The organism is Stenotrophomonas sp. Ker107b (assembly GCF_053847245.1).
Map to the genome: position 1 here is coordinate 425,033 of NZ_JBSPHX010000001.1, position 24,132 is coordinate 449,164.

23 protein-coding genes are annotated in these 24,132 nt (G+C 67.7%); 13 read left to right on the plus strand and 10 right to left on the minus strand.

The window, feature by feature from the left end; genetic code table 11:
• Positions 1-37: 37 nt before the first annotated feature.
• From creB to ACWV8V_RS02120, 5 genes are all read left to right on the plus strand, one after another.
• Entirely contained in the window at positions 38-727 is a 690-nt protein-coding gene (creB, locus tag ACWV8V_RS02100) for a two-component system response regulator CreB (RefSeq protein ID WP_455898822.1), read from the plus strand.
• A gap of 2 nt (positions 728-729) precedes the next feature.
• A complete protein-coding gene (gene creC / locus ACWV8V_RS02105; protein WP_455898823.1) occupies positions 730-2,187 on the plus strand; it encodes a two-component system sensor histidine kinase CreC in 1,458 nt (485 codons plus the stop codon).
• Between the two features lie 92 nt (positions 2,188-2,279).
• On the plus strand, positions 2,280-3,599 hold the full coding sequence (creD, locus tag ACWV8V_RS02110) for a cell envelope integrity protein CreD (protein WP_121041389.1): 1,320 nt from the start codon (positions 2,280-2,282) through the stop codon (positions 3,597-3,599).
• A 9-nt stretch (positions 3,600-3,608) separates the two neighbouring features.
• Entirely contained in the window at positions 3,609-4,040 is a 432-nt protein-coding gene (locus ACWV8V_RS02115; RefSeq protein WP_455898824.1) for a hypothetical protein, read from the plus strand.
• A 100-nt stretch (positions 4,041-4,140) separates the two neighbouring features.
• Complete coding sequence (locus ACWV8V_RS02120) at positions 4,141-5,727, plus strand: M28 family metallopeptidase (RefSeq protein WP_455899592.1); 1,587 nt, start codon at positions 4,141-4,143, stop codon at positions 5,725-5,727.
• An 8-nt stretch (positions 5,728-5,735) separates the two neighbouring features.
• On the opposite strand, the gene ACWV8V_RS02125 is transcribed toward ACWV8V_RS02120, so the two are convergent.
• A complete protein-coding gene (locus ACWV8V_RS02125; protein ID WP_455898825.1) occupies positions 5,736-6,467 on the minus strand; it encodes a hypothetical protein in 732 nt (243 codons plus the stop codon).
• A 106-nt stretch (positions 6,468-6,573) separates the two neighbouring features.
• Between ACWV8V_RS02125 and gltX the strand changes: the two genes are divergently transcribed.
• On the plus strand, positions 6,574-7,977 hold the full coding sequence (gene gltX / locus ACWV8V_RS02130; RefSeq protein WP_455898826.1) for a glutamate--tRNA ligase: 1,404 nt from the start codon (positions 6,574-6,576) through the stop codon (positions 7,975-7,977).
• 16 nt (positions 7,978-7,993) lie between these two features.
• The gene (locus ACWV8V_RS02135) at positions 7,994-8,479 is read left to right on the plus strand and encodes a Fur family transcriptional regulator (protein WP_019184450.1); all 486 of its coding nucleotides are present in this window, start codon (positions 7,994-7,996) and stop codon (positions 8,477-8,479) included.
• 278 nt (positions 8,480-8,757) lie between these two features.
• On the opposite strand, the gene ACWV8V_RS02140 is transcribed toward ACWV8V_RS02135, so the two are convergent.
• The 6 genes from ACWV8V_RS02140 to ACWV8V_RS02165 all read right to left on the minus strand — a co-directional run bounded on the left by ACWV8V_RS02140 (position 8,758) and on the right by ACWV8V_RS02165 (position 16,281).
• Complete coding sequence (locus ACWV8V_RS02140) at positions 8,758-9,942, minus strand: HlyD family secretion protein (RefSeq protein ID WP_455898827.1); 1,185 nt, start codon at positions 9,940-9,942, stop codon at positions 8,758-8,760.
• Positions 9,943-9,950: 8 nt separating this feature from the next.
• Positions 9,951-11,636 carry an MFS transporter gene (locus tag ACWV8V_RS02145; protein WP_455898828.1) on the minus strand — a complete coding sequence of 562 codons (1,686 nt, stop codon included), beginning with the start codon at positions 11,634-11,636 and terminating at the stop codon, positions 9,951-9,953.
• Positions 11,633-12,199, minus strand: a complete 567-nt coding sequence (locus ACWV8V_RS02150) for a TetR/AcrR family transcriptional regulator (RefSeq protein ID WP_455898829.1) — start codon at positions 12,197-12,199, stop codon at positions 11,633-11,635. The genes ACWV8V_RS02145 and ACWV8V_RS02150 overlap by 4 nt, the downstream gene beginning before the upstream one ends.
• 99 nt (positions 12,200-12,298) lie before the next feature.
• On the minus strand, positions 12,299-13,540 hold the full coding sequence (locus tag ACWV8V_RS02155) for an MFS transporter (protein WP_455898830.1): 1,242 nt from the start codon (positions 13,538-13,540) through the stop codon (positions 12,299-12,301).
• On the minus strand, positions 13,537-13,971 hold the full coding sequence (locus ACWV8V_RS02160) for a MarR family winged helix-turn-helix transcriptional regulator (RefSeq protein ID WP_259260110.1): 435 nt from the start codon (positions 13,969-13,971) through the stop codon (positions 13,537-13,539). Before ACWV8V_RS02160 ends, ACWV8V_RS02155 begins: the two co-directional genes overlap by 4 nt.
• Before the next feature lie 114 nt (positions 13,972-14,085).
• On the minus strand, positions 14,086-16,281 hold the full coding sequence (locus ACWV8V_RS02165) for a TonB-dependent receptor (protein ID WP_455898831.1): 2,196 nt from the start codon (positions 16,279-16,281) through the stop codon (positions 14,086-14,088).
• A 156-nt stretch (positions 16,282-16,437) separates the two neighbouring features.
• On the opposite strand from ACWV8V_RS02165, the gene ACWV8V_RS02170 reads away from it, so the two are divergent.
• Positions 16,438-16,851, plus strand: coding sequence for a MerC domain-containing protein (locus ACWV8V_RS02170; protein WP_121041406.1), 414 nt, complete (start codon positions 16,438-16,440; stop codon positions 16,849-16,851).
• 118 nt (positions 16,852-16,969) lie between these two features.
• Positions 16,970-17,152, plus strand: coding sequence for a 30S ribosomal protein THX (locus ACWV8V_RS02175; protein WP_019184443.1), 183 nt, complete (start codon positions 16,970-16,972; stop codon positions 17,150-17,152).
• 81 nt (positions 17,153-17,233) lie between these two features.
• Here ACWV8V_RS02175 and ACWV8V_RS02180 read toward each other — a convergent pair whose 3' ends face one another.
• From ACWV8V_RS02180 to ACWV8V_RS02190, 3 genes are all read right to left on the minus strand, one after another.
• On the minus strand, positions 17,234-18,496 hold the full coding sequence (locus ACWV8V_RS02180) for an alkaline phosphatase family protein (RefSeq protein ID WP_455898832.1): 1,263 nt from the start codon (positions 18,494-18,496) through the stop codon (positions 17,234-17,236).
• A 74-nt stretch (positions 18,497-18,570) separates the two neighbouring features.
• Positions 18,571-19,062 (minus strand): methylated-DNA--[protein]-cysteine S-methyltransferase, encoded by a 492-nt coding sequence (locus ACWV8V_RS02185; protein ID WP_455898833.1) that lies wholly within the window; start codon positions 19,060-19,062, stop codon positions 18,571-18,573.
• A complete protein-coding gene (locus tag ACWV8V_RS02190; protein WP_455898834.1) occupies positions 19,059-20,525 on the minus strand; it encodes an AlkA N-terminal domain-containing protein in 1,467 nt (488 codons plus the stop codon). The genes ACWV8V_RS02185 and ACWV8V_RS02190 overlap by 4 nt, the downstream gene beginning before the upstream one ends.
• Positions 20,526-20,701: 176 nt before the next feature.
• Here ACWV8V_RS02190 and ACWV8V_RS02195 point away from each other — a divergent pair, with 176 nt between their 5' ends.
• The 4 genes from ACWV8V_RS02195 (at position 20,702) to ubiM (ending at position 24,121) form a co-directional block, all read left to right on the plus strand.
• Positions 20,702-21,844, plus strand: a complete 1,143-nt coding sequence (locus ACWV8V_RS02195; protein ID WP_346472870.1) for a COG3904 family protein — start codon at positions 20,702-20,704, stop codon at positions 21,842-21,844.
• Positions 21,845-21,905: 61 nt separating this feature from the next.
• Entirely contained in the window at positions 21,906-22,439 is a 534-nt protein-coding gene (locus ACWV8V_RS02200; RefSeq protein WP_455898835.1) for a DUF4019 domain-containing protein, read from the plus strand.
• Between the two features lie 18 nt (positions 22,440-22,457).
• Positions 22,458-22,847: an MAPEG family protein gene (locus tag ACWV8V_RS02205; protein WP_259260116.1), complete on the plus strand. Its 390-nt coding sequence runs from the start codon at positions 22,458-22,460 to the stop codon at positions 22,845-22,847.
• An 89-nt stretch (positions 22,848-22,936) separates the two neighbouring features.
• Positions 22,937-24,121, plus strand: coding sequence for a 5-demethoxyubiquinol-8 5-hydroxylase UbiM (gene ubiM, locus ACWV8V_RS02210; RefSeq protein ID WP_455898836.1), 1,185 nt, complete (start codon positions 22,937-22,939; stop codon positions 24,119-24,121).
• Positions 24,122-24,132: the final 11 nt, after the last annotated feature.

Below are 24,132 nucleotides of genomic sequence, written 5' to 3' on the forward strand. Positions count from 1 at the left end.
TGTACGGGGCGGCGGGCCCAGCGGCTATGCTGCGCGCATGAGCCACCCCCTGCACAACGTCCTGGTGGTCGAGGACGAAACCGCCATCGCCGATACCGTTCTGTATGCACTGCGCAGTGAAGGCTACGGCGCCCAGCATTGCCTGCTGGGCGGTGAGGCGCTGACCCGGCTGCGCCAGCACGCCTTCGATGTGGTGGTGCTGGATGTCGGCCTGCCGGACATGAGCGGTTTCGAGGTCTGTAGCACGCTGCGCACCTTCAGCGAGGTGCCGGTGATCTTCCTGACCGCCCGCAATGACGAGTTCGACCGGGTGCTCGGCCTGGAACTGGGGGCGGACGACTACATGGCCAAGCCGTTCTCGCCGCGCGAGCTGGTGGCGCGGGTGCGCGCGCGCCTGCGCCGGTCCGCGGCCCCTGCCGACACCACCGGCTGGCAGCAGCTTGGCCGCTTCTCGATCGACCGCGAGGGCAGCCGGATCCGCTTCGGTGACCAGCCGCTGGATCTGACCCGCTACGAATACGCACTGATGGCGGCCCTGCTGCAGCGCCCCGGCGCGATCCTCAGCCGCGCCCAGCTGATGGACCGCGGCTGGGACAGCGACGCCGACAGCGCCGACCGCACGGTGGATACCCACGTCAAAACCCTGCGCGCCAAGCTGCGTGCCGCGGGCGCCGAGACCGACCCGATCCGCACCCACCGTGGCCTGGGCTACGCACTGGAGGTGTAGGCATGCGGCTGGGCCTGAAACTGTTCCTGGGCTTCTTCCTGATCGTGGGTATCGCCGCGTTCTTCGTGATGCGCATTTTCGTCAACGAAGTGAAGCCCGGCGTGCGCCAGGCGATGGAGTCCACGTTGGTCGATGCAGCCAACGTGCTGGCGGAAATGGCCGCGGCCGACCTCAAGGCCGGGCACATCCGCGACGGCCGCTTCGTCGCCGATCTGGCGCGCGCCAAGCGCCGCGACCCGAAGGCGATGGTGTGGCGTTTTCCCAAGCGTACGCTGGATTACCAGGTCACCATCACCGATGCCAAGGGCATCGTGGTGTACGACTCGACCGGCCGCGATGTGGGGCGCGACAACTCACGCTGGAACGATGTCTACCGGACGCTGCGCGGCGAGTACGGCGCGCGCTCCAGCCCGGAGACGCCCGGCGACGACACCCACTCGGTGATGCACGTGGCCGCGCCGATCTTCGATCCGGCCGACGGGCGCCGCTTGATCGGTGTGCTCAGCCTGGCCCAGCCCAATCGGAGCATCGATCCGTTCATCGCGGCCAGCCAGCGCGCCATCATGAAGCGTGGTGCGTGGTTGATCGGCCTTTCAGCGCTGATCGGCCTGCTGATGACCGCGTGGCTCATGCACGGCGTGAACCGTCTCAACCGCTATGCCAAGGCGGTCAGCGCCGGTGAACCGGTGCCGCCGCCGAAGCCGCGCCGCGATGAGATAGGTGACCTGGGCCAGGCGCTGGAAACCATGCGCCGCAAGCTGGAAGGCAAGGCCTACGTCGAGCAGTACGTTCAATCGCTGACCCATGAAATGAAGAGCCCGCTGGCCGCGATCCGCGGCGCGGCCGAACTGCTGCAGGAGCCGTTGCCGGACGCGGATCGGGCGCATTTCGCCCGCAGTATCGAAGGCCAGGCGCAGCGCCTCACTGAAACCATCGACAAGCTGTTGGCGCTGGCCGAGGTGGAGCAGTACGGCTGGCTGCAGAAGCACGAGCGGCTTGCACTGGCGGCGTTGCTGCAGTCCGCCACCGACGCGGTGGCGGTGCGTGCGCAGGCCGCCGGGGTCACGATCGCGGTGGAGGCGCAGGCCGAGAGCGTGCAGGGCGATGGCTATCTGCTGGGCCAGGCACTCAACAATCTGCTGGAGAATGCCGTGGCCTTCTCACCGGCCGGCAGCACCATCACGCTCGGTGCCGGTGCGGAAGGCGAGGGCATCGCACTGACCGTGGCCGACCGCGGCAGTGGCGTGCCGGACTACGCGCTTGATCGCGTGTTCGAGCGCTTCTATTCCCTGGCGCGACCGGGCACCGGCCAGCGCAGCTCCGGCCTCGGCCTGTCGTTCGTGCAGGAAGTGGCCCGCCTGCACGGCGGCCGTGTGAGCCTGCGCAACCGCGATGACGGCGGTGCACAGGCGGTGTTGTGGCTGCCGTCGCGCCTGCCCTCGGTACCGCCGCGGCGCTGATCGCTGCCGCACTTCACACAGACTTCAAATTCGGCACAAACCCCGCACACCGGCGCGCGGGAAGCTGGCCCCCTCCCAACCGAGGACGGGTCATGAAATCCCTGAAGATGCTGTTGCGGTTCGCCATTGTCGGCGGGCTGATCCTGTTGCTGCTGATTCCACTGAGCCTGATCAAGGGCGTGATCCGCGAGCGTGAGGCGTACCGCGACGAGGCCTACCAGCGCGTCGCGCAGAGCCGCGCCGGCGCGCAGATTCTGACCGGCCCGATCCGGGTGGTGCCGTGGACCGAGACCCGCGAGGTCGAGGTGGTGGATGCGGCCGGCACCAAGAAGAAGGAAAAGCAGGTCGAGCAGGGCCAGTGGCTGCAGATGCCGGCCACGCTCACGGTGGACGGCGTGATGCAGCCGGACGAGCGCCGTGTCGGCCTGTTCCGCGTGCCGGTCTATAGCTGGAAGGCCACGATCAGCGCCGCGTTCGCCGATGACGACTACCCGGTGAAAGCAGGCCGCGTGTATGGCACGCCCTTCCTGACCGTGGGCATCGCCGATGTGCGCGGCCTGGTCGGTTCGCCGAACCTGCGCGTGGATGGCAACGCGGTGACGCTGTTGCCCGATGCCGGCGGCGTCAGTGGCATCGGCACCGGCCTGCATGTCGGCTTGCCGGGCCTGGCGGATGAACGGGGTGGCGTGCTCAAGGGCAGCAAGGTCGAACTGGAGCTGGTGCTGGATGGCACCCGGTCGCTGTCGGTGGTGCCGGTGGGCGATGACAGCCGCATCGCGCTGCGCTCGCCGTGGCCGCACCCGCTGTTCGGCGGCAGCTTCCTGCCCAACGAACGCAAGGTGGACGCGCAGGGTTTCGACGCCCAGTGGGCGGTGTCCTCGCTGGCCTCGCGTGCCCAGCACCAGCTGCGCAACCGCCCGGACATCGACGCCGAAGCGGTGAGCGTGGAGCTGGTCAATCCGGTCGATGTCTATACCCAGGCCGACCGCGCCAGCAAGTACGGCATCCTCTTCATCCTGCTCACCTTCGTCGGCTTCATCCTGTTCGAACTGATCAAGCAGCTGCGCATCCACCCGCTGCAGTACCTGATGGTCGGCCTGGCGCTGGCGATCTTCTTCCTGTTGCTGCTCAGCCTCTCCGAGCACATCGCGTTCTGGCAGGCCTATGCGCTCTCGGCACTGGCGTGCATCGGCATCCAGACCGTGTATCTGTCCGGCGTATTGAAGAGCTGGAAACGCGGCCTGGGCTTTGCGGTGATGCTCAGTGCCCTGTATGGCGCGCTGTATGGGCTGCTGATCTCGGAGAACAACGCGCTGCTGATGGGCTCGCTGCTGCTGTTCGGCGTGCTGGCCGCGGTGATGTGGGTGACCCGCCGGGTCGATTGGTACGAACTCGGCGCGCGGCTGAGCTGAGGAACGGACATGAGCTTGCACCGCTGTCTGCACGAACGTGTGCGCCGGGCGCTGCCCGCCCGGCTGGAGGTGGCCTCGCTGCTGGAGGGCGAGGCCTCGGGATGGCCGTCACCGCTGAGGGCACTGCCTGGGGTGCCGGCAGCGCCGGGGCTGCTGCGTTTCGGCTTGGCACCGGCCACCTGCGAGGCGATCACCGTGCACGGGCTGCGCTTTCTGGAACAGGCACGGCAGGCGCGCGGGCGCCTGCCGCTGCCGCACTGGTGTGGCGACTATCGGCCGTGGCGTCAGGGTGCACAGGCGTTGCGTGAGGTCGGCATCCGCGGGTTGCCTGCGGGCTGGCCGGCGCATGCAGCGGTCTACGCCAGCGCCTCGGAAGACCGCAGCCGCTGGCTGCTGGTACTGCCTTCCCGTGGCCAGCTCTGGTACGGCTGGATGGAATGACCATGACTCTTGGCCCGGGGGCGCGCGGGCCACCCTCGATAGACTCGGGGATTGTTCGTGGTCTGTCCGAAGGGCGGGGGTAATCGTGTTCAAGTGGGGCATGTTGAGCGTGGCATTGGCATTGAGCGGCGTCGCCGATGCACAGACGAAGGAAACGGTGGACCTGGACATGGTCAGCCGGATCCGCCAGGAAGCCTTCCACCGGTCGCAGGTGATGGCGACCTTCAGCCATCTGACCGAGCAGATCGGCCCGCGCCTGACCAATTCGCCCGCGATGGGCGAGGCCAACACCTGGACCCGCAGCAAGTTCAACGAGTGGGGCCTGGTCAACGTGCATGACGAGGCCTTCGATGCGTTCGGTCGCGGCTGGGAGTTCAGCAACGCCAGCGTGGAACTGCTCAGCCCGCGCGTGGCGCCGCTGTATGCGCTGCCGAAGGCCTGGACGCCGGGCACCAACGGCCCGGTCGAGGGTGAGGTGATCAAGGTCGAGATCAAGAAGCTCGCCGATCTGGATCAGTACAAGGGCAAGATCGCCGGCAGGATCCTGCTGCTCAACGATGCGCGCGATTACGAACGGGCCACCAAGTCTGATTCGCACCGCCACGATGACGCCGGCCTGGCCGAGCTGCAGGTGTTCGCGGTGCCCAAGGACGTTGCCGATGCCAAGGCAGACCGTGCCAAGAAGGCCAAGGAATACCTGGAGAAGCAGGAACTGATCCGCGCCACCAATGCGTTCTTCGCCGAGCAGGGCGTGCTGGCCACGATCAGCATCAGCGGCTGGGACAACGGCATCATCCGTGTGGGTGGCGGTGGCTCGCGCAAGGCCGGCGAACCGGTCGGCGTGCCCGAATTGGCGATGATGGCCGAGCACTACAACCAGCTGGTGCGTGCAGTGGACCAGAAACAGGCGGTCAAGCTGCGGGTGAATGTCCAGGCCCGTTTCACCGATACGCAGGACCAGCCGGGCTACAACACGCTGGCCGAGATCCGCGGCAGTGGCAAGGCCGATGAGATCGTGATGCTCGGCGCGCACATGGATTCCTGGCACACCGGCACCGGTGCGGCCGACAACGCGGCCGGCGTGGCGGTGATGATGGAGGCCATGCGCATCCTCAAGGCGGTGGGTGCCAAGCCCAAGCGCACCATCCGCGTGGCGCTGTGGAGTGGCGAGGAGCAGGGGCTGATCGGTTCGCAGGACTACGTGTCCAAGCATTTCGCGCGCTACCCCGAGCCGACCGACCCGGCGCAGCTCACGTTGCCGGCCTCGATGCGTGAACCCACCGGCGCCCTGCAGCGCCAGCGCGATTACGACAAGTTCTCGGCGTACTTCAACATGGACAACGGCTCGGGCCGTTTCCGCGGCATCTACGCGCAGGAGAATCTGGCCGCGGTGCCGATCTTCGAAGCGTGGCTGGCCCCGTTCCATGACGTGGGCGCCACCACCGTGGCGACCCGCAACACCGGCAGCACCGACCACATCGCCTTCGATCGCGTCGGCCTGCCCGGGTTCCAGTTCATCCAGGATCGGCTGGACTACTTCACCAACGTCCACCACAGCAACCTGGACACCTGGGACCACGCCGAGCCGGAGGACCTGAAGCAGGCCGCCGCGATCGTGGCCTCGTTCGTCTACAACGCGGCGATGCGCGAGGAAAAGTTGCCGCGCAAGCCGTTGCTGACGCCCTGAGGCAGGGTCTACCGGGCCGTCGACGGCCCGGTGCGGGGCGTGGGATCGAGCGAGAAGGCGAGGCGGTAGCCTGTGGGCCCGCCTTCTGCGGAGAGAATGCTGCGCACCATCGCTTCGTTGACCGGCAACTGGCGGCCTACCGCATCACGGGGTGCCCCGAACAGCACGGACGGATTCTCCAGCGTGCCGGTGACCTCGCCCAGACAATGGGAAATGCCGCATTGCAGGCGGCTCAGTCGCGGCGCGTCGGGGCCGGTGCCCAGCCGTTGCTGCAAGGCGTGCTGATAGCTGCTGCGAACGTCCTGCGCGTCCCCATCGGTGGCGTAGGCGCGGTCCAGTGCCGCCATGGCCTGGTCGAAGCGCGGGCCGTCATTGAGCAACTGCCGCAGCGCATCCGAAGACAGGCCATCGGCCAGGCCGAGCGCCCGTTCCGTGTCGCCGGCTGCCGCCGAGGCGTTGACGGCTGGCGTCTGTACGCCAGCGAGTGTGCCCGAAGGGGACGTGCCGGGCGGCAGCGCGGATGCGCTGGGCCCCACGTCCGCCGGTAGCGCCTGCTGGGCGGGTGGGTTTGTGGCCACCGAAGCAGCCGCCGCGCCGTCGGTGCCCGGTGCAGAACACGCCCCCAGTGCGGCGAGCAGGATCAGGGCGGTGGCGGCGCGGGTAGCGGCATGTCGCAGTGACGGCGGCTCAAAGCGGGCAGTTGTCATGGTCGATGGATGAAAAGCGGACAATCCCACCATCAGACCATGTCCACGCCCAGCAGACTGTAGGGATTCTCCGATTTAGGCAGGGTCCGGCCCGGACAGGTAAAATTGCCGGGATTCCGTTTCCCGCCCTGAGCCCTCCATGACCTGCCGCACCCGTTTTGCCCCCAGTCCCACCGGCTACCTGCACATTGGTGGCGCCCGCACGGCGCTGTACTGCTGGCTGGAGGCCCGTCACCGTGGCGGCGAATTCGTGCTGCGCATTGAAGACACCGACCGCGAGCGCAGCACACAGGGCGCGATCGACGCGATCCTGGAGGCGATGGAGTGGCTGGGCCTGGGCTATGACGAAGGCCCGATCTACCAGACCCAGCGCGTGGCCCGTTACCTGGAAGTGGCCGAGCAGCTGGTCGCGCAGGGCAAGGCCTACTACGCCTACGAAACCAGGGAAGAGCTGGACGCGATGCGCGAGGCCGCCATGGCCAAGCAGGAAAAGCCGCGTTACAACGGCGCTGCGCGTGACCTGGGCCTGCCGTACAAGGACGACCCGAACCGCGTGATCCGCTTCAAGAATCCGCTCGAGGGCACGGTCGTGTTCGATGACCTGATCAAGGGCCGCATCGAGATCGCCAACAGCGAGCTGGACGACATGGTGATCTTCCGCCCAGATGGTTTCCCCACCTACAACTTCGCGGTGGTGGTGGACGATTGGGACATGCGCATCAGCGAGGTCATCCGCGGCGACGACCACATCAACAACACTCCGCGCCAGATCAATCTGTACGAGGGCATCGGCGCCCCCGTGCCGAAGTTCGGCCATATGCCGATGATCCTGGACGAGCAGGGCGCCAAGCTGTCCAAGCGCACCGGCGCGGCCGACGTGATGCAGTACAAGGACGCCGGCTACCTGCCCGACGCGCTGCTGAGCTATCTGGCCCGCCTGGGCTGGTCGCATGGCGACCAGGAGCTGTTCAGCCGCCAGGAGCTGATCGATCTGTTTGATGTGACCAACTGCAACTCCAAGGCCGCGCGCCTGGATATGGCCAAGCTGGGCTGGGTCAACCAGCACTTCCTGAAGACTGAAGCGCCGGCCGACATCGCCCCGCATCTGGTCTACCAGCTGAACAAGCTGAGCCTGGATCTGAACGCCGGTCCGGCGCCGGCGGACGTGGTGGTGGCGCTGCGCGATCGTGTGCAGACGCTGAAGGAAATGGCCGAGAAGGCGGTGGTCTGGTATCAGCCGTTGACCGAGTACGACGAAGCCGCGGTGGCCAAGCACTTCAAGCCGGGCGCGGAACTGGCGCTGGGCAAGGCCCGCGAGCTGTTGGGCGCGGCCGGGGAATGGACGGTGGAGAGCGTCTCGGCGGCACTGCACGACGTGGCCACGGCGCTGGAGATCGGCATGGGCAAGGTGGCGCAGCCGCTGCGCGTGGCCATCACCGGCACCCAGGTCAGCCCGGACATCTCGCAGACCGTGTTCCTGGCCGGGCGTGAAGAGGCCTTGAAACGCATCGAGGTCGCACTCACTAAAGTACCGACGGCCTGACCACAGGAGACCGCGCATGTCCGCAAAGACCGCTTGTACCGCTCCGCACCATCACGTTCACGACGCCTCCGACTTCGTGAAGGTGGTCGAACGCGTGTGCTCGGAACGCGGGCTGCGGCTGACGCCGATCCGCGCGAACGTACTGCGCCTGATCGCCGAGGCCGGCAAGCCGGTCAAGGCGTATGAGTTGCTGGAGTGGGTGCGCAACGGCAAGGGCGTCGGTGCCGACGCTCCGCCGACGGTATACCGCGCGTTGGATTTCCTGATGGCCAACGGCTTCGTGCACAAGCTGGAATCGGTGAATGCGTTCGTGGCGTGCCACCATCCGAGCAGTGCGCAGCATTCGGTGCCGTTCCTGATCTGCAACAGCTGCCACAGCGCGGTGGAGCTGGAGGACAAGGAGATTGTCAGCCAGCTGGAGAAGCGGGCGAAGGAGCTGGGGTTCCAGCCGCAGGCGCAGACGCTGGAAGTGCATGGCCTGTGCGCGCGCTGTGCGGGGTAGGTACCGACCGTCGGTCGGTACGCTGTTGACGTCGAAAAGCCGCGCATATGCGCGGCTTTTTCGTTTCTGCGCGAGAGCAGATGTGAAGCAGCCACTCTGTTTCCCGCTGCGGAAGCGAGCCGGGCAACCTGGAGCGGGACGCGCCGTAAACCCATCCGTGGGGGCTCGTGAGCGGCATCCATGCCGCTCCAACGGTCCCGTTCCAGGCTGCCCAACTCGCTTCCCGACGGTTTCGGACTGGGGTGGGGAAAGGCGTTGGCGTTCTGCGCGCGGGCGCGTTACGGTTTCGCCTCGGCCGATTCGCGCCCTTCCGCAGCGGTATCCACTTTGACGATCACCGACATGCCCGGACGCAGACGCGGTGCCAGCGGCTGATCGGGGTCGATGGAAATGCGGATCGGCAGGCGCTGGACGACCTTGGTGAAGTTGCCACTGGCGTTGTCCGGACGCAGGACACTGAACTCCGAGCCGGTCGCCGGGGCGATCTGTTCGATGTGGCCGTGCAGCTTCTGGCCATCGAAGGCATCCACGGAGAAGGTGGCCGGTTGGCCGATGCGCATCTTCCAGGTCTGGCCTTCCTTGAAGTTGGCGATCACCCACAGGGCATCGGGCACCAGGAACAGCAGCTGCGAACCGGCGGTGACGTATTGGCCCAGGCGCACCGAGGCTTCGCTGACCTGACCGTCGCGCGGCGCCTGGATCACCGTGTTGGCGAGGTCGATCTTCGCCAGTTCCAGCTGCGCCTGGGCGGTCTCGACGCGGGCTTCCAGGCCTTTGCGGGCGACCTGGGTGGAGGTCAGGGTTTCTTCGGCGATGCGGATCTGGGCCTGCGACTGCAGCACGCTGGCCTGCGCCGATTGCGTGGTGGTGCGGAACTTGTCGCGGTCGTTGAGGGCGACCAGTTGCTGGTCGGCGAGTTCTTCGTAGCGCTTGAGTTCGGTACGCGAGCGCGAGAGCTCGGCCTGGCCAGCAGACAGGTTGGCCTGCGCGGCCTGGATCTGCGCGCGGTTCTGCGCCTGGGATTGGTCGGAGTTGGCCAGCGCGGCCTTGGCGCTGTCCAGGTCGGCTTCGGCCTGGACGACCTTCTCGCGGTAGATGCGGTCGTCGATGCGCAGCAGCGGTTCGCCTTGTTTGACGTGCTGGAAGTCCTTGACCAGCACCTCGGTGACATAGCCGTTGACCTGCGGGGCGAGCACGGTGATCTGGCCGCGCACGTAGGCGTTGTCGGTGGTCACCCGGGACGTCTCGAACGGCCACAGTGACCACGCGCGCAGGATCAGCGCGATGCCGATCAGGGCGATCGCGATCATGATGATCACGGCACGCAGGCTCGGCTTGAGGTACTTGGGCGCGCCAGACGGTGTAATGGCCGCTGCCGGCGCAGGGGCGGGCGCGGCGTCGGTCGGCGGCGGTGGGTTGACGTTTTCCGGGGCGGTATCGTCGTGCGGGGGTTGGGTCGACATGGGCGGGCTCATCGGGGCGCGACGCTGCCAGGCGTCGGCGCGGAAAGGTTGGGTGTCGGCGTGTGGCGTTTGCGCCATTGTTTGAGCACGGCGGTGCGCACCGCCAGCAGCAGCAGCCAGCCAAGGAAGATCAGCGCCACGCGGCCGCTGAGTGCGAACACGTCATTGAAGGCGCGCACATTGGCTTCGCGGCGGGTGATCTGCGCCAGCTGCGCGGTGCCCTGCGCGCTGCGCTGCACCGGGTCGGTGATCAGCCTGGCGTAGAGCTGCTGTTGCTGTTTCAGGCGTTGGGCGACGACGCTGTCGGCCGGATCCAGCTGGCTCACCAGCGCGCCGGAGTACACCTGCTCGCGGTGCAGTTGATAGGTGCCCAGCACGGCCGAGCCGGCCAGACCACCGAGGGTCTGGGTGATGGAGAGCGTGACCAGGAAAGTGATCATGTGGTCCACGCCCTGCTTCAACGCCTGGGTGATGCCGAGCATGATCAGCGGCCCCATGAACATGCCGGCGCCGACCGAGGCCAGGAACTGGCTGGCGAAGAAGTCGTGCGGGCGATCCAGGCTGGTGCGGCTCTGGTCGAGCAGGGCCGCGCTGCCCAGCAGCAGGATGGCCATCAGCAGCTGCGGAATAAGCCGCTTCGGCCCGAAGGTCAGCGAGCTGGCCGCGATGCCGGTGATCACGCCTGCCAGGATCACCGCGAACAACGGGCGCATCTGGTCCGGGCCCATCCCGAGCGTGCGCATCAGGCCGACCACGCCATAGGACTGCTCGGTGGTCAGGAAGCGGATCAGGAACGCACCGATGATGAAGTGGATGACCGGCAGGCTGGCCAGCCAGCGCGTCTGCAGCAACGGGTTGCGGCGGTAGTGCTCGATGATGAAGGCGGTGGTGGACAGCGCGATCGAGGCGACCAGCGCCCAGCCCAGCCACGGCGTATCCAGCCACCAGCGGGTGTAGCCCTGCGCGAGGACGACGACCAGCAGGCCGACGGCTGGGGCGAGCAGCGCGAAGGTGAGGAAATCCATCGGTTCGAACGCCTTGATCTGCGCCCCCGGCGGCAGCTTGAGTACCACCACGGCAGCGAACGCACACAGCGCCAGCCCGGCTTCGAACAGGTACAGGTTGTGCCACTGCCCGGTGTCGACAAGACCGGGCGAGACCAGCCAGGCGATCGGCACCGCGAGTTGTGAGATGCCCACGCCGATCACCAGCAGGTTGCCGGTGTATTTGCGCGGCAGCGACTGCAGCATGTACAGCGTGCTCAAGGTGGTGCAGGCTGCGCCGGCGAAGCCGCTGGCCGCGCGCATCAGCACGGTCGTTTCAAAGGTACCGACGAACAGATGCAGCACCGCCAGCGCGGCATACAGGCCCAGCCCGATCTCGGCGAACAGGCGGATGCCGTATTGCTGGCGGAACTTGAAGGCGAGCAGGTTGGCGGTGACGTTGACCATGGCATAGGCGGCCATCAGCCAGCTGCCCTGCGCCGGGGTGAGCCCGAGCTGGCCCTGGAGGAACGGCAGGTTGGCGCTGACCAGCGCATTGCCCAGGCCACCGGTGATGCCGACCAGCAGGGCGACCAGCGCATAGGCCAGGCGGCGGTGCGGCGGATGCCATGGCATCGACGCCGAGCCCGGCAGGGTCGGTTTTTCGTGCTCCTCCCAATCCGGAACCGGCTTGAGGTACTGCGGCATCATCCCTCCCCGTCGGCAGGCCCCCGCAATCCGCCACGCAGCAATTGCAGGGCGCGCGTGGCCAACCGGGCGCGTTCGTCACGCGTCTTGCCACGCAGCGCGGCTCCCAGCATGCCCGAGATGAGTGAAATGTCCGTCGTTTCCAGATCGGGGCGGCACAGGCCGGCGGATATCGCGCGGGCGATCGGTTCGCGCAGCAGTTCGAAGATGGTTTCGCGCGCGGCCCGGATCGGGATCTGATCGGGATCGACCGCGCGCCAGTAATCGGAGAGCGCCGGCGATTGGACGATGCGGTTGGCCATGCCTTCGAGGACGTCGAACAGTGCGTCGTCGCGGTCGCCGAGGGTTTGCACCTGCCGCGCGATGCGATTGACCGTGCGCTGGAGCAGTGCTTCGACCAGTGCGGTGCGGTCGGGGAAGTTGCGGTAGAGGGTGGCGCGGCCCACCTGGGCGCGCTCGACCACCAGGTCCAGCGGGGCGGTAACACCGTGCTGGCCGAAGACCGCATCGGCAGCGTCGAGAATCTGGGCGCGGCGGGCGGCCGCGTCGGCACGTTGGGTAGGCATGCGCCATCATCGGACAGAACTGTCCGGGGCGGAAGGGGATATGTCGTTTGCCGCGCGCCTTGGTTGGCGTGCGCTTGGCAATGTGGACGGCAGGTGAGCTCAGCGCGGGGCGGGCACGCCGTGACAGCCGCCCATCCGGGCTTCACGGATCGGCAGGTTGATCAGTGCGGCAAGGACGGCCAGGCCCATGTCTGCGTACCACATCCACAGGTAGTTGCCGGTGTGGGCCAGCGCCAGGCCGCCGAGCCAGGCACCGAAGAAACCGCCCAGCTGGTGCGACAGCAGGGTCAGGCCGAACAGGGTGCCGAGGTAGCGGGGGCCGAACAGCTTGCCGACCAGGCCGGCGGTGGGCGGAACGGTCGCCAGCCAGGTGAAGCCGAGCGCGGCGGAGAACACGTAGAAGGTGAGCGGGGTGGGCGGCGCAACGAGGTAGACGCCGATCATCACGGCCCGGCTGGCGTACATCCAGAACAGCAGGTACTTCATGCGGTAGCGTTGGCCGAGGGCGCCGACGATCAGGCTGCCGGCGACGTTGAACAGGCCGATCAGGGCGATGGAGGACGAGGCAACGGTGGGCGAGAGCCCGCACAGCGCGATTTCGCCGGGGAGGTGGGTGACCAGGAAGGCGATGTGCAGGCCGCAGGTGAAGAAGCCCAGATGCAGGTACCAGTAGCTACGATCGCGTGCGGCGATGCGCAGTTGTGCGGGCAGACCGCCGTCATCGGTGGTGCCGGCGGCGGGCGCGTGGTCGCCGGCACGACGTCGCAGCGGCCAGGCCAAGGGCACCGAGAGCAGGGTGATGACGGCCATCGTGATCATGGCGCGGGCCCAGCCGGCGGTACCGATGATCCATTGGACCAGCGGCGCGAACACGAACTGGCCCAGCGAGCCGCCGGCATTGATGAGGCCGGCCGCGAACGAGCGCTTTTCGGCCGGCAGGCGGTGGGCGGTCGCGCCGATCAGCACGGAGAAACTGCCGGCACCGGCACCGGCGGCCATCAGCAGACCGAGGGTGAACGTCATGCCAAGCGGGCTGGTCAGCAGCGGTGCGAGCAGCAGCCCGGCGGCCAGCAGCAGGGCACCGAAGATGAGCACGGGCAACGCGCCGCGCTGATCGGCGACGGCACCGAACACGGGTTGCACTGCGCCCCAGACGAATTGCCCGATGGCCAGCGCGAAACTGATCTCGACGATGCTGACGCCGGTGCCGCGGTGGATCGGGTCGACGTAGAGGCCGGAGGTCTGGCGCACGCCCATGGTGACCATGAGGATGGCGGAGGCCGCGACCAGCAGGCCCCAGTGCATGGCGGGGGCGGGGGTGGCAGTGGTTGACGTGCTCATGCGTCGGCTCCGGTGGGCAGGGCGTGGTCGAGTTGGTCGAGCAGGGCGTTGAGCCGGGCGGTCGGGGTGGGGCCGAAGGTGGTTTCCACTTCGTTCTGCGCCCGTTGCCAGAGGGGGCGGGCGCGGCGCAGGCAGGCCTTGCCGGCAGCGGTGATGACGATCAGGCGTTGCCGGGCGTCATCACCGCGGCGTTGTTCAAGCCAGCCGGCGGTGAGCAGCGGTTTGAGGTTGCGGGTGAGCGTGGTGCGGTCCATGCCAAGCGCCTCGGCCAGATCGCCCAGCTGCCGCGGTGCGGGGGCGCGACGCAGGATGGAGTAAGCGTTGAGGCTGAGCCCGGCGGGGGCAAGGTGGGCGTCATAGATCTGCGAGAGCCGGCGTGCCGCGCGACGCAGGCGGAAGCAGGTGCAGGGGCTCTGGGTCAGCGGGTCCATGGGCGTGTGCCGGGGTGGGTGGCTGGATGATACGTGCATATACACGCAGTTCGTCAAGCACAAAAAAGGGGGCCTTCCGGCCCCCTCGGGTCAAGCAACCACCCAGTGAATCGATCAGAAGTACGCGCGGATCCCGAATGCCACGCCGCGGCCCGGCAGCGGGGAGTAGTCGCGCAGCAGGGAGGTGTGCGGGCGGACCTCGCGGTTGGTCAGGTTGCTGCCGTCCAGGAAGACTTCGTAGCTGTTGCTGTCGGTACGGTCCCAGCGGTAGGCGAGGTGGGCATCGACCAGGGTGTAGCCGTTGCTCGGCTCTTCGTTCTGGGCGACGTCCTTCTGGCTGCTGTAGCGCACGGCACCGACCGAGGCGCGCCAGCCATCCTTGGCCCAGCGCAGGTCCGCGCCGACCCGGCCCGGGGCGATGCGTGGCAGGTAGCCGGTGTTGGCCAGATCCACCGTGTAGTTGTGGTTGTGGTCGCCGTGCGGGACGGCGATGTCGACGCTGCGGCTGCCGCTGCCATCCAGTTCGGCGTTGACGTAATCACCGAACACGCGCAGGTCCCAGTCGCCTGCGTTGCCTTCGAAGAGATGGAACAGGGCTTCGGCTTCGGCCCCCTTGAAGGTCGCGTCCTGCTGGGTCCACAGGCGGACCGGCAGCGATTCGACCACGCCGGTGTCGGCCAGGTAGATGAAGTCCTTGAACTTGGTCTGGTAGATGGAGGCGGAGAAGTCGACGCGGTCGCTGTGGGTGTGGATGCCCAGTTCGACGCGCTGGCCGCGTTCGGTCTTCAGGTTCGCATCACCGATTTCCAGCGAGCGGGTGGCAATGTGCGCGCCCGCGGCGTAGAGCTCTTCGTTGGTCGGGGCGCGCTCGGAGCTGTCGATGCCGAAGCGCAGGTCGACGGCGTCGTTGAGCGTCCAGATGCCGGCGGCGGAGAGATTGGTGGCGTCGAACTTGCGGGCACGGTAATCACCGGTCGGGTCCAGCTTGACCTGGTCATGGCGGCCGCCGAGCTCCAGCTTGAACGGGCCGAACTGCTTTTCCTGCAGCACGAACAGGCCGATGTTCTTCGTCGCGGTATCCGGCACGAACGCTTCCTCGCCCTTGGCGCCGAAGTCGCTGTTGCCGAACTGCAGGCCGAAGGCGCCGTCCCAGCCACCGATCTGTTCCTGCACGGCTTCCAGGCGGCCTTCGATGCCGCGGTTGGTGAAGCGCGTGGCCGGCGTGCCTGCTTCCAGTTCGGTGTGCTCGTAGTCGGTGTAAGCGGTACGCAGACTGATGTTCTTCAGGAACGAGGTCGGCTGGTAGATGCCGCCCTTGGCTTCGAAGCGGTTCTGCACCATGTCGATGCGGACGTCATGCTCGTCGCCCTCTTCCTCGTCGCCATGGTCGTGATCGTGGTCATGATCATGGTCGTCGTCGGCATGCACGTGCGCGCCGTTGGGAATGCCGTAGTTGGTGCGGTAGGTGCTGGCGGACACGCCGAAGTAGCCCTCCTCACCCAGCCACGTGGCGCCGACGCCGCCGGCGCGGGTGCGGATCGAACTGTTGTCCAGGCGGCCGCGGCGCGGTTCGTCGGTGTCGCCTTCCTCATGGTCGTGGCCGCTGTGATCTTCCAGGCCATCGATCACCGCGTAGCCGGGAATGCGGTAGTCATCGCCGTTGCGGACCAGGCCGTCCACGTGCAGCACGACGTTGCCGCTGACACCGTCCAGGCGGAACATGCCGCTGCGCTCGTCGTTGACCGAATTGCCGCGCAGTTCGGCGCGGCCGCTGAGCGGACGGTCCGGCAGTTCGCGGGCGATGCGACCGTCGACCACGTTGACCGCGCCGCCGATCGCGCCGCTGCCGAACAGCAGGGTGGCCGGGCCCTTCAGGACCTCGATCTGATCGGCCAGGAACGGCTCGATGCTGGTGGCATGGTCGGCGCTGACGGTGGAGGCATCCATGTTGCCCATGCCGTTGGACAGTACTGCCACGCGCGGGCCTTCCTGGCCGCGGATGATCGGGCGGCCGACGCCGGGGCCGAAGAAGGTGCTCTGCACGCCGGGCAGCTTGGCCACGGTGTCGCCGAGGGTGCCGGCCTTCTGCTCGTCCAGCCGTTCACCGGCCAGCACATCCACCGGGCGCGCCAGCGATTCGGCATCGCCCTGCAGCGGCGAGGCGGTGACCTTCACGGTGGACAGTTCGGTCAGGTGGCCGTCGCGGTGAGTGCCGGTGGTGTCAGCGGCGATCGCCAGCGAGGGCAGCATCGCGGCGGCAAGGGCCAGGGACAGGGCGTGGGGTGTGAGCAGGAGGGAGCTGGAGCGCATAGGGCAAGGGCCTTCGGTCAATTGTTACAATATATCAATGGTGGGGCGCGCGAATCCCGTAACGGGACGGGGGAAGGGAAGTAAGGGGAGGCAAGGGTGCGCGTCAGGATTGATGTTATATTATTCCATAACGCTTCGCCGACCCTGCTGGAAGTCATGCCCCTGTTCGCTCGTGTTCGCCATCTGCTGGATCGTTTCGGTGCCACCGGCTCGCTGCTGTGCGCCGTGCACTGCGCTGTGCTCCCGGTGCTGCTGGCCGCTGCGCCGTCACTGGGCCTGTCGGTCTGGATGAGTGACGGCGTGGAGCTGGCGTTGGTGAGCTTCGTCACCCTGCTGGGGCTGTTCAGCCTGGTCTGGGGCTGGCGCCGTCATGGCGCCCTGCGCGCGCTGGGCTTCCTGATTCCGGGTCTGACCGCGTTGTGGGCGGGGCTGTTGTACGGCCCGCTGCACCACTCGGCGGTGCCGCATGCGGTGGTGATGACCTTGGGCGGCGTGCTGGTGGGCGTGGCCCATCTGGTGAATCTGCGGCTGAACCACGGCCACGTGCATGACGCCAGCTGTGCTCATTGAGAGCGCGCATGGTAGGCTTCCCGATCGTGCGCGGGGGCGCCTGAGAGGGCGGCCCCGCCGAACCCGTGTCAGTACGGGGTAATCAGATTTCGCAGCATTCAGACTAAGGAGTTACGACATGGGTAAGGGTGACCGCAAGACCGCCAAGGGCAAGCGCTTCAATGCCAGCTACGGCAATTCGCGTTCGCACGTCGTGAGCAAGGCGGCCGTGGGCGCAGCTGCGCCGGTTGCCAAGAAGACCGTGACGAAGGCGCCGGCCAAGAAGGCCGTTGCCAAGAAAGCGGTGGCCAAGGCCGGCTGATCCAGCCAGGCGGGTCATGAAAAACGCGGCGCTTGCGCCGCGTTTTTTTTTGCCCGCGTTCCGGCCGAAACCGCTGCGCGCTCAGCGCAGCGCAGGCAGCAGTCGTCCGGCGTCGCCATCGTTGGGCGCCGCTGGAATCCCCAGCAGACGGCTCAACAGCGGATACACATCCACATTGTCGATAGCGGGAAGCGTCTGCCCGTGGTTGAACGCAGGGCCGCGCGCGACGAACACCGCGCGCATGGACGGCAGCGCATTGTCATACCCGTGCGAGCCGCGATCGCCCGGCCCGCGTTTGGCGATGCGCTCGCTGGTCAGGGCATCCCAGCCTTCGTGCATCTGGCAGACGATCGGCGGAATGCGCGGGTTGCTGCCGTACTTCCAGCGTGCCGGCAGGGTCTGGCGCGTCCAGCAGTCGTACTGGGCATGCGCGCCCAGCAGGATCTGCTCGGCCTGCGCCTGCTTGCCCGGCAACGGGGCGAACCCGATCGACTGGCCGACCGAGATGTCCTCGGCAATGGCCGGGTCGATCATGTCTTCCGTCGCCACCACCTGTCCTTCCGGCACGCTGGCCATCCCGTGATCGGAGACCAGGATCACGTTGGTGGCCTCGTCCAGGCCACGTGCCTGCAGACCGTCCAGCAGACGACCGACGGCACTGTCGGCCAGTGTCACCGCGGCGGCGTACTCGTGCGATTCTGGGCCGTGATTGTGGCCGGCCTTGTCCACCTGCTCCATGTACAGCGTCACCAGGCGCGGCGCCTGCGGGCCGTGCTGGTCCAGCCAGCCCAGTACCTGGTCCACGCGATCGGGCAGGGACACCGTCTCATCGTAGCCATGCATCTGGCTGGGGCGGATGCCCTGGATTGCCGCTTCACTGCCCGGCCACGACCACACGGCCGTGCGCACGCCGGCCTTTTCCGCACCGACCCAGATCGGCTCACCGCCCCACCAGCGTGAATCGGCCACCGATTCGCGCACGTGAAGCTGGAATCTGCCCAGAGCGTCCTCGTGCATGCTGTTATGGATGATGCCGTGGTGGTCCGGGCGCAGGCCCGTCACGATCGTGTAGTGGTTGGGAAATGTCAGCGAGGGATAGGAAGGCGTCATCCATTGCGCGCGCACCCCCTCGTCAACGAGCCGGCGGATGTTCGGGGTGATGCCACGGTCGAGCATGTCCGCCCGCAGGCCGTCGATGGAGATCAGCAGCAGCTTCTGCTGCTGCGCCGGGGCGCTCCGGGCGACGGTCGCAGCAGACGTGACAGGCGGGGAAGGCGGTGCGGTGGCGCAGGCGGCCAGCGAGAGAGCGGCGGCAAGCGCCAGCGGAAGGCGGACGGAAATCATCGCGACATGATAGTGCGTGGCGGTGACGCGTCGAAGACAACCGATGGCACACGCCATCCACCAGGCGTGACGTACTACGCGAACAGCGAATCGCGCCGTGCTTCCAGCTGCAGCAGGGCGGCCTTGGTCTCCAGTCCGCCGCCGAAGCCAGTGAGCGCACCACTGCTGCCGATCACGCGGTGGCAAGGCAGCACGATCGGCAACGGATTGCGGCCATTGGCGGCACCGACCGCGCGGCTGGCCGTCGGATGGTCGATATGCCGCGCCAGCTCGACATAGCTCCAGGTCTGGCCGAACGGAATGTCGGCCAGCGCCTTCCACACCCGCAGCTGGAACGGCGTGCCGTGGGGCGCGAGCGGAAGATCGAAGCGCACCCGCTCCCCGCGCAGGTACTCCAGCAGCTGCCCGCGTGCACCGCGTAACGCATGGGCGTCGCGTTTCCAGTGGTCGCGCCCTTTCGCGTCGTAACGGTTGTTCTCGAACAGGATGTGGTGGATGCCCTGGCTGTCACCGGCCACGGTGAGCGCGCCGATCGGGCTGTCGAAGGTGTCGTAGAGCAGGGTCATGAGGTAACTCCCGAAGACGGTGTGGCCAGATGCCACAGATGCAGAACGGCGTAGGCACGCCACGGTCGCCACGGCTGCGAGCGGGCCTCGGCGGCGCGTTCGCTCAATCGCGTACCACCACCGAGGACCTGCTGCAGGACCAGGTCGCCGGCCGGAAAGGCGTCGGGCAGCGCCAAGGCGCGCAGCGCCATGTAATGCGCGGTCCACGGGCCGATCCCGGGCAAGGTGACGCAGCGCGCCACGAAGCCGGCCAGCGACTGGCCGGCACGGAAATCGAGCCGGCCATCGACCACCGCCTGCGCAACCGCACGCACGGTGGCCGCGCGGGTGCGCGGCAGCCCGATGGTTTCCAGCGGTGCCTGTGCCAGCGCTTCCGGCGAGGGGAACTGACGGTCCAGTCCTGCCGGCATGCCTTCGAGGGTGGCGCCGAAGCGATCCACCACCCGGCGCGCCAGTGTGGCGGCGGCCGCGACGCTGACCTGTTGGCCGAGCACGGCGCGCACGGCCACTTCAAACCCATCCCAGCCGCCGGGTACGCGCAGCCCGGGGCGTTGTGCGATACCCGTCGCCAGCAGTGGTTCCTGCGCCAGCGTCGCATGGACCATGCGCAGGTCGGCATCGAGATCGAAGATGCGGCGCACCCGGCGCACGATCCCCGGAATTGCACGCGGATCGACCTGGCCCAGGTGCAGCAACAGCTCCGGACGCCGCGGGTCGGCGGTCACGCGCAGCAGTGAGGGGTGCTCGGGCGGCCCGATCACGCGCTGGTAGCTGTCCGTGTCGATCTGCTCGATGCCGGGGATCGCACGGCGGCGAAGGAAGCCCAGCATCGCGGTGAAATCCAGCGGCGGCCGGTAGCCCAGGCGCAGGGTCAGCGCGCCCTCGGTCAGCGCGCCACGCTGGCGGCGGATCGCGGTCGGTGGCATGCCGCAGCCGTCCAGAAAGGCCGCGTTGAAACGGCGCAGGCTGTTGTAGCCCGAGGCCATCGCGACATCGGTGACCGGCAATGCGGTTTCGGTGAGCAGTTGCTTGGCCAACAACAGCCGGCGGGTGGCGTGGATCTGCGCCGGCGCCGCACCGAGCCGGGCCACGAACAGGCGCTGCAGCTGGCGGGCGCTCAAGCCGACGTGCGTGGCCAGATCGGCCACCGGCTGGTCCTGCAGGTAGCCATCGTGGATCAGGGCGAGCGCGCGCTGCAGCGTCTCATTGTGGAGTGCGTCCTGCGCCTCGGGGGCCAACTCGGGGCGGCAGCGCAGGCAGGGACGAAAACCCGCGGCCGCGGCGGCGGCTGCGGTGGGGTAGTAGGTCACGTTGGAGGGTTTCGGCGCAGGTGCCGGGCAGACCGGTCGGCAGTAGATGCCGGTACTGCGCACGGCAGTGAAGAACACCCCGTCAAAGCGCGCATCGCGGGCAAGGCGGGCGCTTTCGCAGGCGGCGTGGTCCAGGGGCAGGGCGGTCTCCATGGGGGCCAGTCTATGCCCGGCAAGCGGGCCTGGCTCGCCATTTACGGACGCCAATGCCAACCCCGGGTCGCCCGGTTCAGGACAGGTTGCCGCGCCGCGCCGGTCGCGCACTAGACTGTGCATCTGCGCTGGTTTTTCCGCGCATTCCCCCTTGCAAGGATTCCGGGTTGTCCATGTTGCTCAAGTCGTGGTGGTTGCCGTTGTTGTGTCTGGGTCTGGCCGGTTGCAGCCAGCTGGAAAACCCGGGCAATGTCACTGCCGCCGACAAGGCCGTGCGGGCACAGACCGCCGATGGCGACCACATGGTCTCGATCAACGCCGCCGATGCGCCGCCACCGCCGCCGCCTGCGCCCAAGCGCGGTGATATGAACTGGCCCGAAGCAGCCCTGGAAAACGGCAAGGCGTGGATCAGCTGCGATACCGACTATGCCGGCGACGCGGGCGATGGTGCGCCGCTGGAGGCATTGGACAGGGCCAGTATCGATGCCGCCCTGCAGCCCTGCGCCGAACGTGGCCTGCTGCGTGTGCGCTACGTGGGCAAGATCAATCCCGGTTTCTCAGAGCTGGTCGCGCGGCTGGCCGTGGTCGCCGATGCGCAGCGTATTTCCCGGCGCATCCTCGATCTGGATTCCAGTGGTGGCCAGGTCGAAGCCGCCATCGTGGCGGGGGATCGCATCGGCGAATCCAACTGGACCATCTGGGTGCGCGAAGGCTCGGTCTGCCACAGCGCCTGCGTGTTCGTGCTGGCTGCCGGCGACAACCGGTTGGTATCGGGCAAGGTCGGCATCCACCGCATGATGCGGATCAGCTCCAAGGCCACCTCGCGCGCCGAGCTCAACCGCGAACTCCATGAGGTGTACGACAACGTCAAGGACTACCTGCAGCGCAACGGCGTCGCCGTGGGCGTGGCCGACCTGATGATGACGGTGCCCAACCGCAGCCTGCGGCTGCTCACCGCCGAGGAGCTGCGTCAGTTCGGGCTGGATGGCACCAACGCGGTGCAGGACGATCTGGAACGGATCAAGCAGATGCGCAAGTGTGGCGATGCGTTCGTCCGTCGCAAGGACGCGTTCCTGGTCGCTTTCGATCAGGAGTGCAAGCGCGAAGGCAGTGAGCTGGAGGCCGTCAACAGCTGTGGCCAGGCACTGAAGCAGCGCTTCGGTTTCCCGGATGAAACGTGCCCGGACGAGAGCCCGCTGTCGGAGATCGATGTCTCCACGCTGCTGCCGGATACGACAGCGCCGGGTCAGCCGGACGCCGTGGAGCAGACCCTGGGCGATGCGCGCCCGGCACCGGCCGAGGCGGCCGAGCGCAACTGACGGAGGACTCACGTCCATCCCGTAGACTGGCAGGCAGTTCCTCCCAGCCAACGGTGTCCTGATGCGTGTTCCGCTGCTGCTGTTGTCCGCTCTGCTGCCTTTCGCCGCGCTGGCCCAGACGCCTCCGCCGCCGACCACGCCTGCACCGGCCCCGGCGCGCCCCGCGCCCGCCGCCGCTCCTTCGGCACGCCCGGCACTGAGCCCGGCACAGCAGGCCCAGGTGCAGAAACAGGACGCGGAGATCAGCGCCGCAGCGCTGCAGATTGCCCACTTGATCGACGCCAACCGCGCGGGTGAAGCCTGGAAAGGCGCCTCGGCAGTGGCGAAGAAATCGGTGACCGAGCAGGCCTTCGTCAGCCAGCTCACCGCCGATCGCCAGCGCCTTGGTGCGTTGGCCTCACGCGGCCAGCCGGTGGTGACCCGGGTCAAGTACGCCGCCGGGGCGACCGTCCCGGAAGGCCTGTACATCAACGTCAGCTTCCCCACGCGCTTTGCCAACAGTGCCCAGCCGGTGCGTGAACTGGTCTCCTTCCGGTTCGATGAAGACCGCATCTGGCGTCTGGCCGGTTACAGCGTACGCGCCGCTACCCCCTGATTGCCGGAGCCTGCACAGATGAGTATCGAGATCCAGATGCTGGTGTGGTCGATGTTGCTGGGCATCGTGCATGTGTTCGCGCCGTCCACGCTGATCACCCGTGAGCGAGGGCTTGGCTGGAATGCGTCCGCACGTGACCAGCCGATGCCGGCGCCGAGTCCACTGGCCGGGCGCCTGCAGCGGGCGCAGAGCAACTTCATGGAGACCTTCCCCTTCTTCGCCGCCGCGGTGCTGGCGGTGGTGCTGACCCAGCGCCAGGACGGGATGACCGCCGTGGCCGTGCAGCTGTACTTCTGGGCGCGGCTGGTCTATCTGCCGCTGTACGCGGCCGGCGTGCCTTACGTGCGCAGCCTGGTCTGGCTGGTCTCCCTGCTCGGGATCGTCATGCTGCTGTGGGCGTTGCTGTGAACCGGCGCTGGCGCGCCTGATCCAGATCAAGGACGGTGCCGGTGCTGCGGCGTTAAGCTGCAGCGGACACGCAACGGCAGGATGGAATCATGCAGTCAGTGGATGTGGTGGTGGTGGGCGCTGGCCCGACCGGGCTGTGCTTCGCACGCGCGCTGGCCGATACCGGCCTGAGCGTCACCCTGATCGAACAGCAGCCGCGCGCGGCACTGGCCGAGGCGGCGTTCGACGGCCGCGAGATCGCGCTGACCCATGCCTCCCGCCAGATCCTGGCATCGCTGGGCCTGTGGGCGCAGCTGGATCCGGCCGAGATTTCCCCGCTGCGCGATGCCAAAGTGATGGACGGCGGTTCGCCGTTCGCGCTGACCTTCGCCGCTCACCAGCGCACCGGTGACGACCTGGGCTGGCTGGTGCCCAACCATCTGATCCGCCGCGCCGCCTGGCAGAGCGTGCAAGGTCAGGCCGGTCTGGAGATCCTGGACCAGGCCAGCGTCGCGGCCGTGAGCCCGGGCCCGGCTCACAGCGTGGTGACCCTGGCCGATGGTCGCCAGCTTGCCGCGCGGCTGGTGGTCGCTGCCGACAGCCGCTTCTCCTCCACCCGCCGCCTGCTGGGGATCGGCGCACAGCTGCGTGACTTCGGCAAATCGATGCTGGTCTGCCGCATGCAGATCGAGGTGCCGCACCGGCACACCGCCTGGGAGTGGTTCGGCTATGGCCGCACGATGGCCCTGCTGCCACTCAATGGCGACCAGGCCTCGGCCGTCATCACGCTGCCGCCGCGTCAGATCGCGGCCTTGATGGCCCAGGACGAGGCCGATTTCGGGCGCAGCATCAGTGGCTTCTTCGAGCACCGGCTGGGCGCGATGCGGCCGGTGGCCACCCCGGTGGCGTATCCCCTGGTGGGGGTGTATGCCAACGCGTTCGCAGGCGATCGCTGTGCGTTGATCGGCGATGCCGCCGTCGGCATGCATCCGGTCACCGCGCATGGCTTCAATCTGGGGTTGCAGAGCCAGCATCGATTGGCCGGCATCCTGCGCACGGCCGCCGGGCAGGGGCGTGATATCGCCGCGCGCTCAGGGCTGGCCGCATACGAGCGTGGCCATCGGCTGGCCTCGCGCCCGCTTTATGAGGCGACCAATGCGATCGCTTCGCTGTATACCGATGACCGTCTGCCGGCGCGGCTGCTGCGCCGGGCCGGGCTGCGGCTGGCGCACGGCGTGGCCCCGTTCCGCCAGCTGATCACCGCCCATCTGACCCAGCGCGATACACTGCGCTGAGTCCGGCCGGA

Bases quoted from the DNA above. Each gene is read 5' to 3' on its own strand.
- creB (WP_455898822.1), top strand. From the start codon at position 38: ATGAGCCACCCCCTGCACAACGTCCTGGTGGTCGAGGACGAAACCGCC.
- creC (WP_455898823.1), top strand. From the start codon at position 730: ATGCGGCTGGGCCTGAAACTGTTCCTGGGCTTCTTCCTGATCGTGGGT.
- creD (WP_121041389.1), top strand. From the start codon at position 2,280: ATGAAATCCCTGAAGATGCTGTTGCGGTTCGCCATTGTCGGCGGGCTG.
- ACWV8V_RS02115 (WP_455898824.1), top strand. From the start codon at position 3,609: ATGAGCTTGCACCGCTGTCTGCACGAACGTGTGCGCCGGGCGCTGCCC.
- ACWV8V_RS02120 (WP_455899592.1), top strand. From the start codon at position 4,141: ATGTTGAGCGTGGCATTGGCATTGAGCGGCGTCGCCGATGCACAGACG.
- ACWV8V_RS02125 (WP_455898825.1), bottom strand. From the start codon at position 6,467: ATGGTGGGATTGTCCGCTTTTCATCCATCGACCATGACAACTGCCCGC.
- gltX (WP_455898826.1), top strand. From the start codon at position 6,574: ATGACCTGCCGCACCCGTTTTGCCCCCAGTCCCACCGGCTACCTGCAC.
- ACWV8V_RS02135 (WP_019184450.1), top strand. From the start codon at position 7,994: ATGTCCGCAAAGACCGCTTGTACCGCTCCGCACCATCACGTTCACGAC.
- ACWV8V_RS02140 (WP_455898827.1), bottom strand. From the start codon at position 9,942: ATGTCGACCCAACCCCCGCACGACGATACCGCCCCGGAAAACGTCAAC.
- ACWV8V_RS02145 (WP_455898828.1), bottom strand. From the start codon at position 11,636: ATGATGCCGCAGTACCTCAAGCCGGTTCCGGATTGGGAGGAGCACGAA.
- ACWV8V_RS02150 (WP_455898829.1), bottom strand. From the start codon at position 12,199: ATGCCTACCCAACGTGCCGACGCGGCCGCCCGCCGCGCCCAGATTCTC.
- ACWV8V_RS02155 (WP_455898830.1), bottom strand. From the start codon at position 13,540: ATGAGCACGTCAACCACTGCCACCCCCGCCCCCGCCATGCACTGGGGC.
- ACWV8V_RS02160 (WP_259260110.1), bottom strand. From the start codon at position 13,971: ATGGACCCGCTGACCCAGAGCCCCTGCACCTGCTTCCGCCTGCGTCGC.
- ACWV8V_RS02165 (WP_455898831.1), bottom strand. From the start codon at position 16,281: ATGCGCTCCAGCTCCCTCCTGCTCACACCCCACGCCCTGTCCCTGGCC.
- ACWV8V_RS02170 (WP_121041406.1), top strand. From the start codon at position 16,438: ATGCCCCTGTTCGCTCGTGTTCGCCATCTGCTGGATCGTTTCGGTGCC.
- ACWV8V_RS02175 (WP_019184443.1), top strand. From the start codon at position 16,970: ATGGGTAAGGGTGACCGCAAGACCGCCAAGGGCAAGCGCTTCAATGCC.
- ACWV8V_RS02180 (WP_455898832.1), bottom strand. From the start codon at position 18,496: ATGATTTCCGTCCGCCTTCCGCTGGCGCTTGCCGCCGCTCTCTCGCTG.
- ACWV8V_RS02185 (WP_455898833.1), bottom strand. From the start codon at position 19,062: ATGACCCTGCTCTACGACACCTTCGACAGCCCGATCGGCGCGCTCACC.
- ACWV8V_RS02190 (WP_455898834.1), bottom strand. From the start codon at position 20,525: ATGGAGACCGCCCTGCCCCTGGACCACGCCGCCTGCGAAAGCGCCCGC.
- ACWV8V_RS02200 (WP_455898835.1), top strand. From the start codon at position 21,906: ATGCGTGTTCCGCTGCTGCTGTTGTCCGCTCTGCTGCCTTTCGCCGCG.
- ACWV8V_RS02205 (WP_259260116.1), top strand. From the start codon at position 22,458: ATGAGTATCGAGATCCAGATGCTGGTGTGGTCGATGTTGCTGGGCATC.
- ubiM (WP_455898836.1), top strand. From the start codon at position 22,937: ATGCAGTCAGTGGATGTGGTGGTGGTGGGCGCTGGCCCGACCGGGCTG.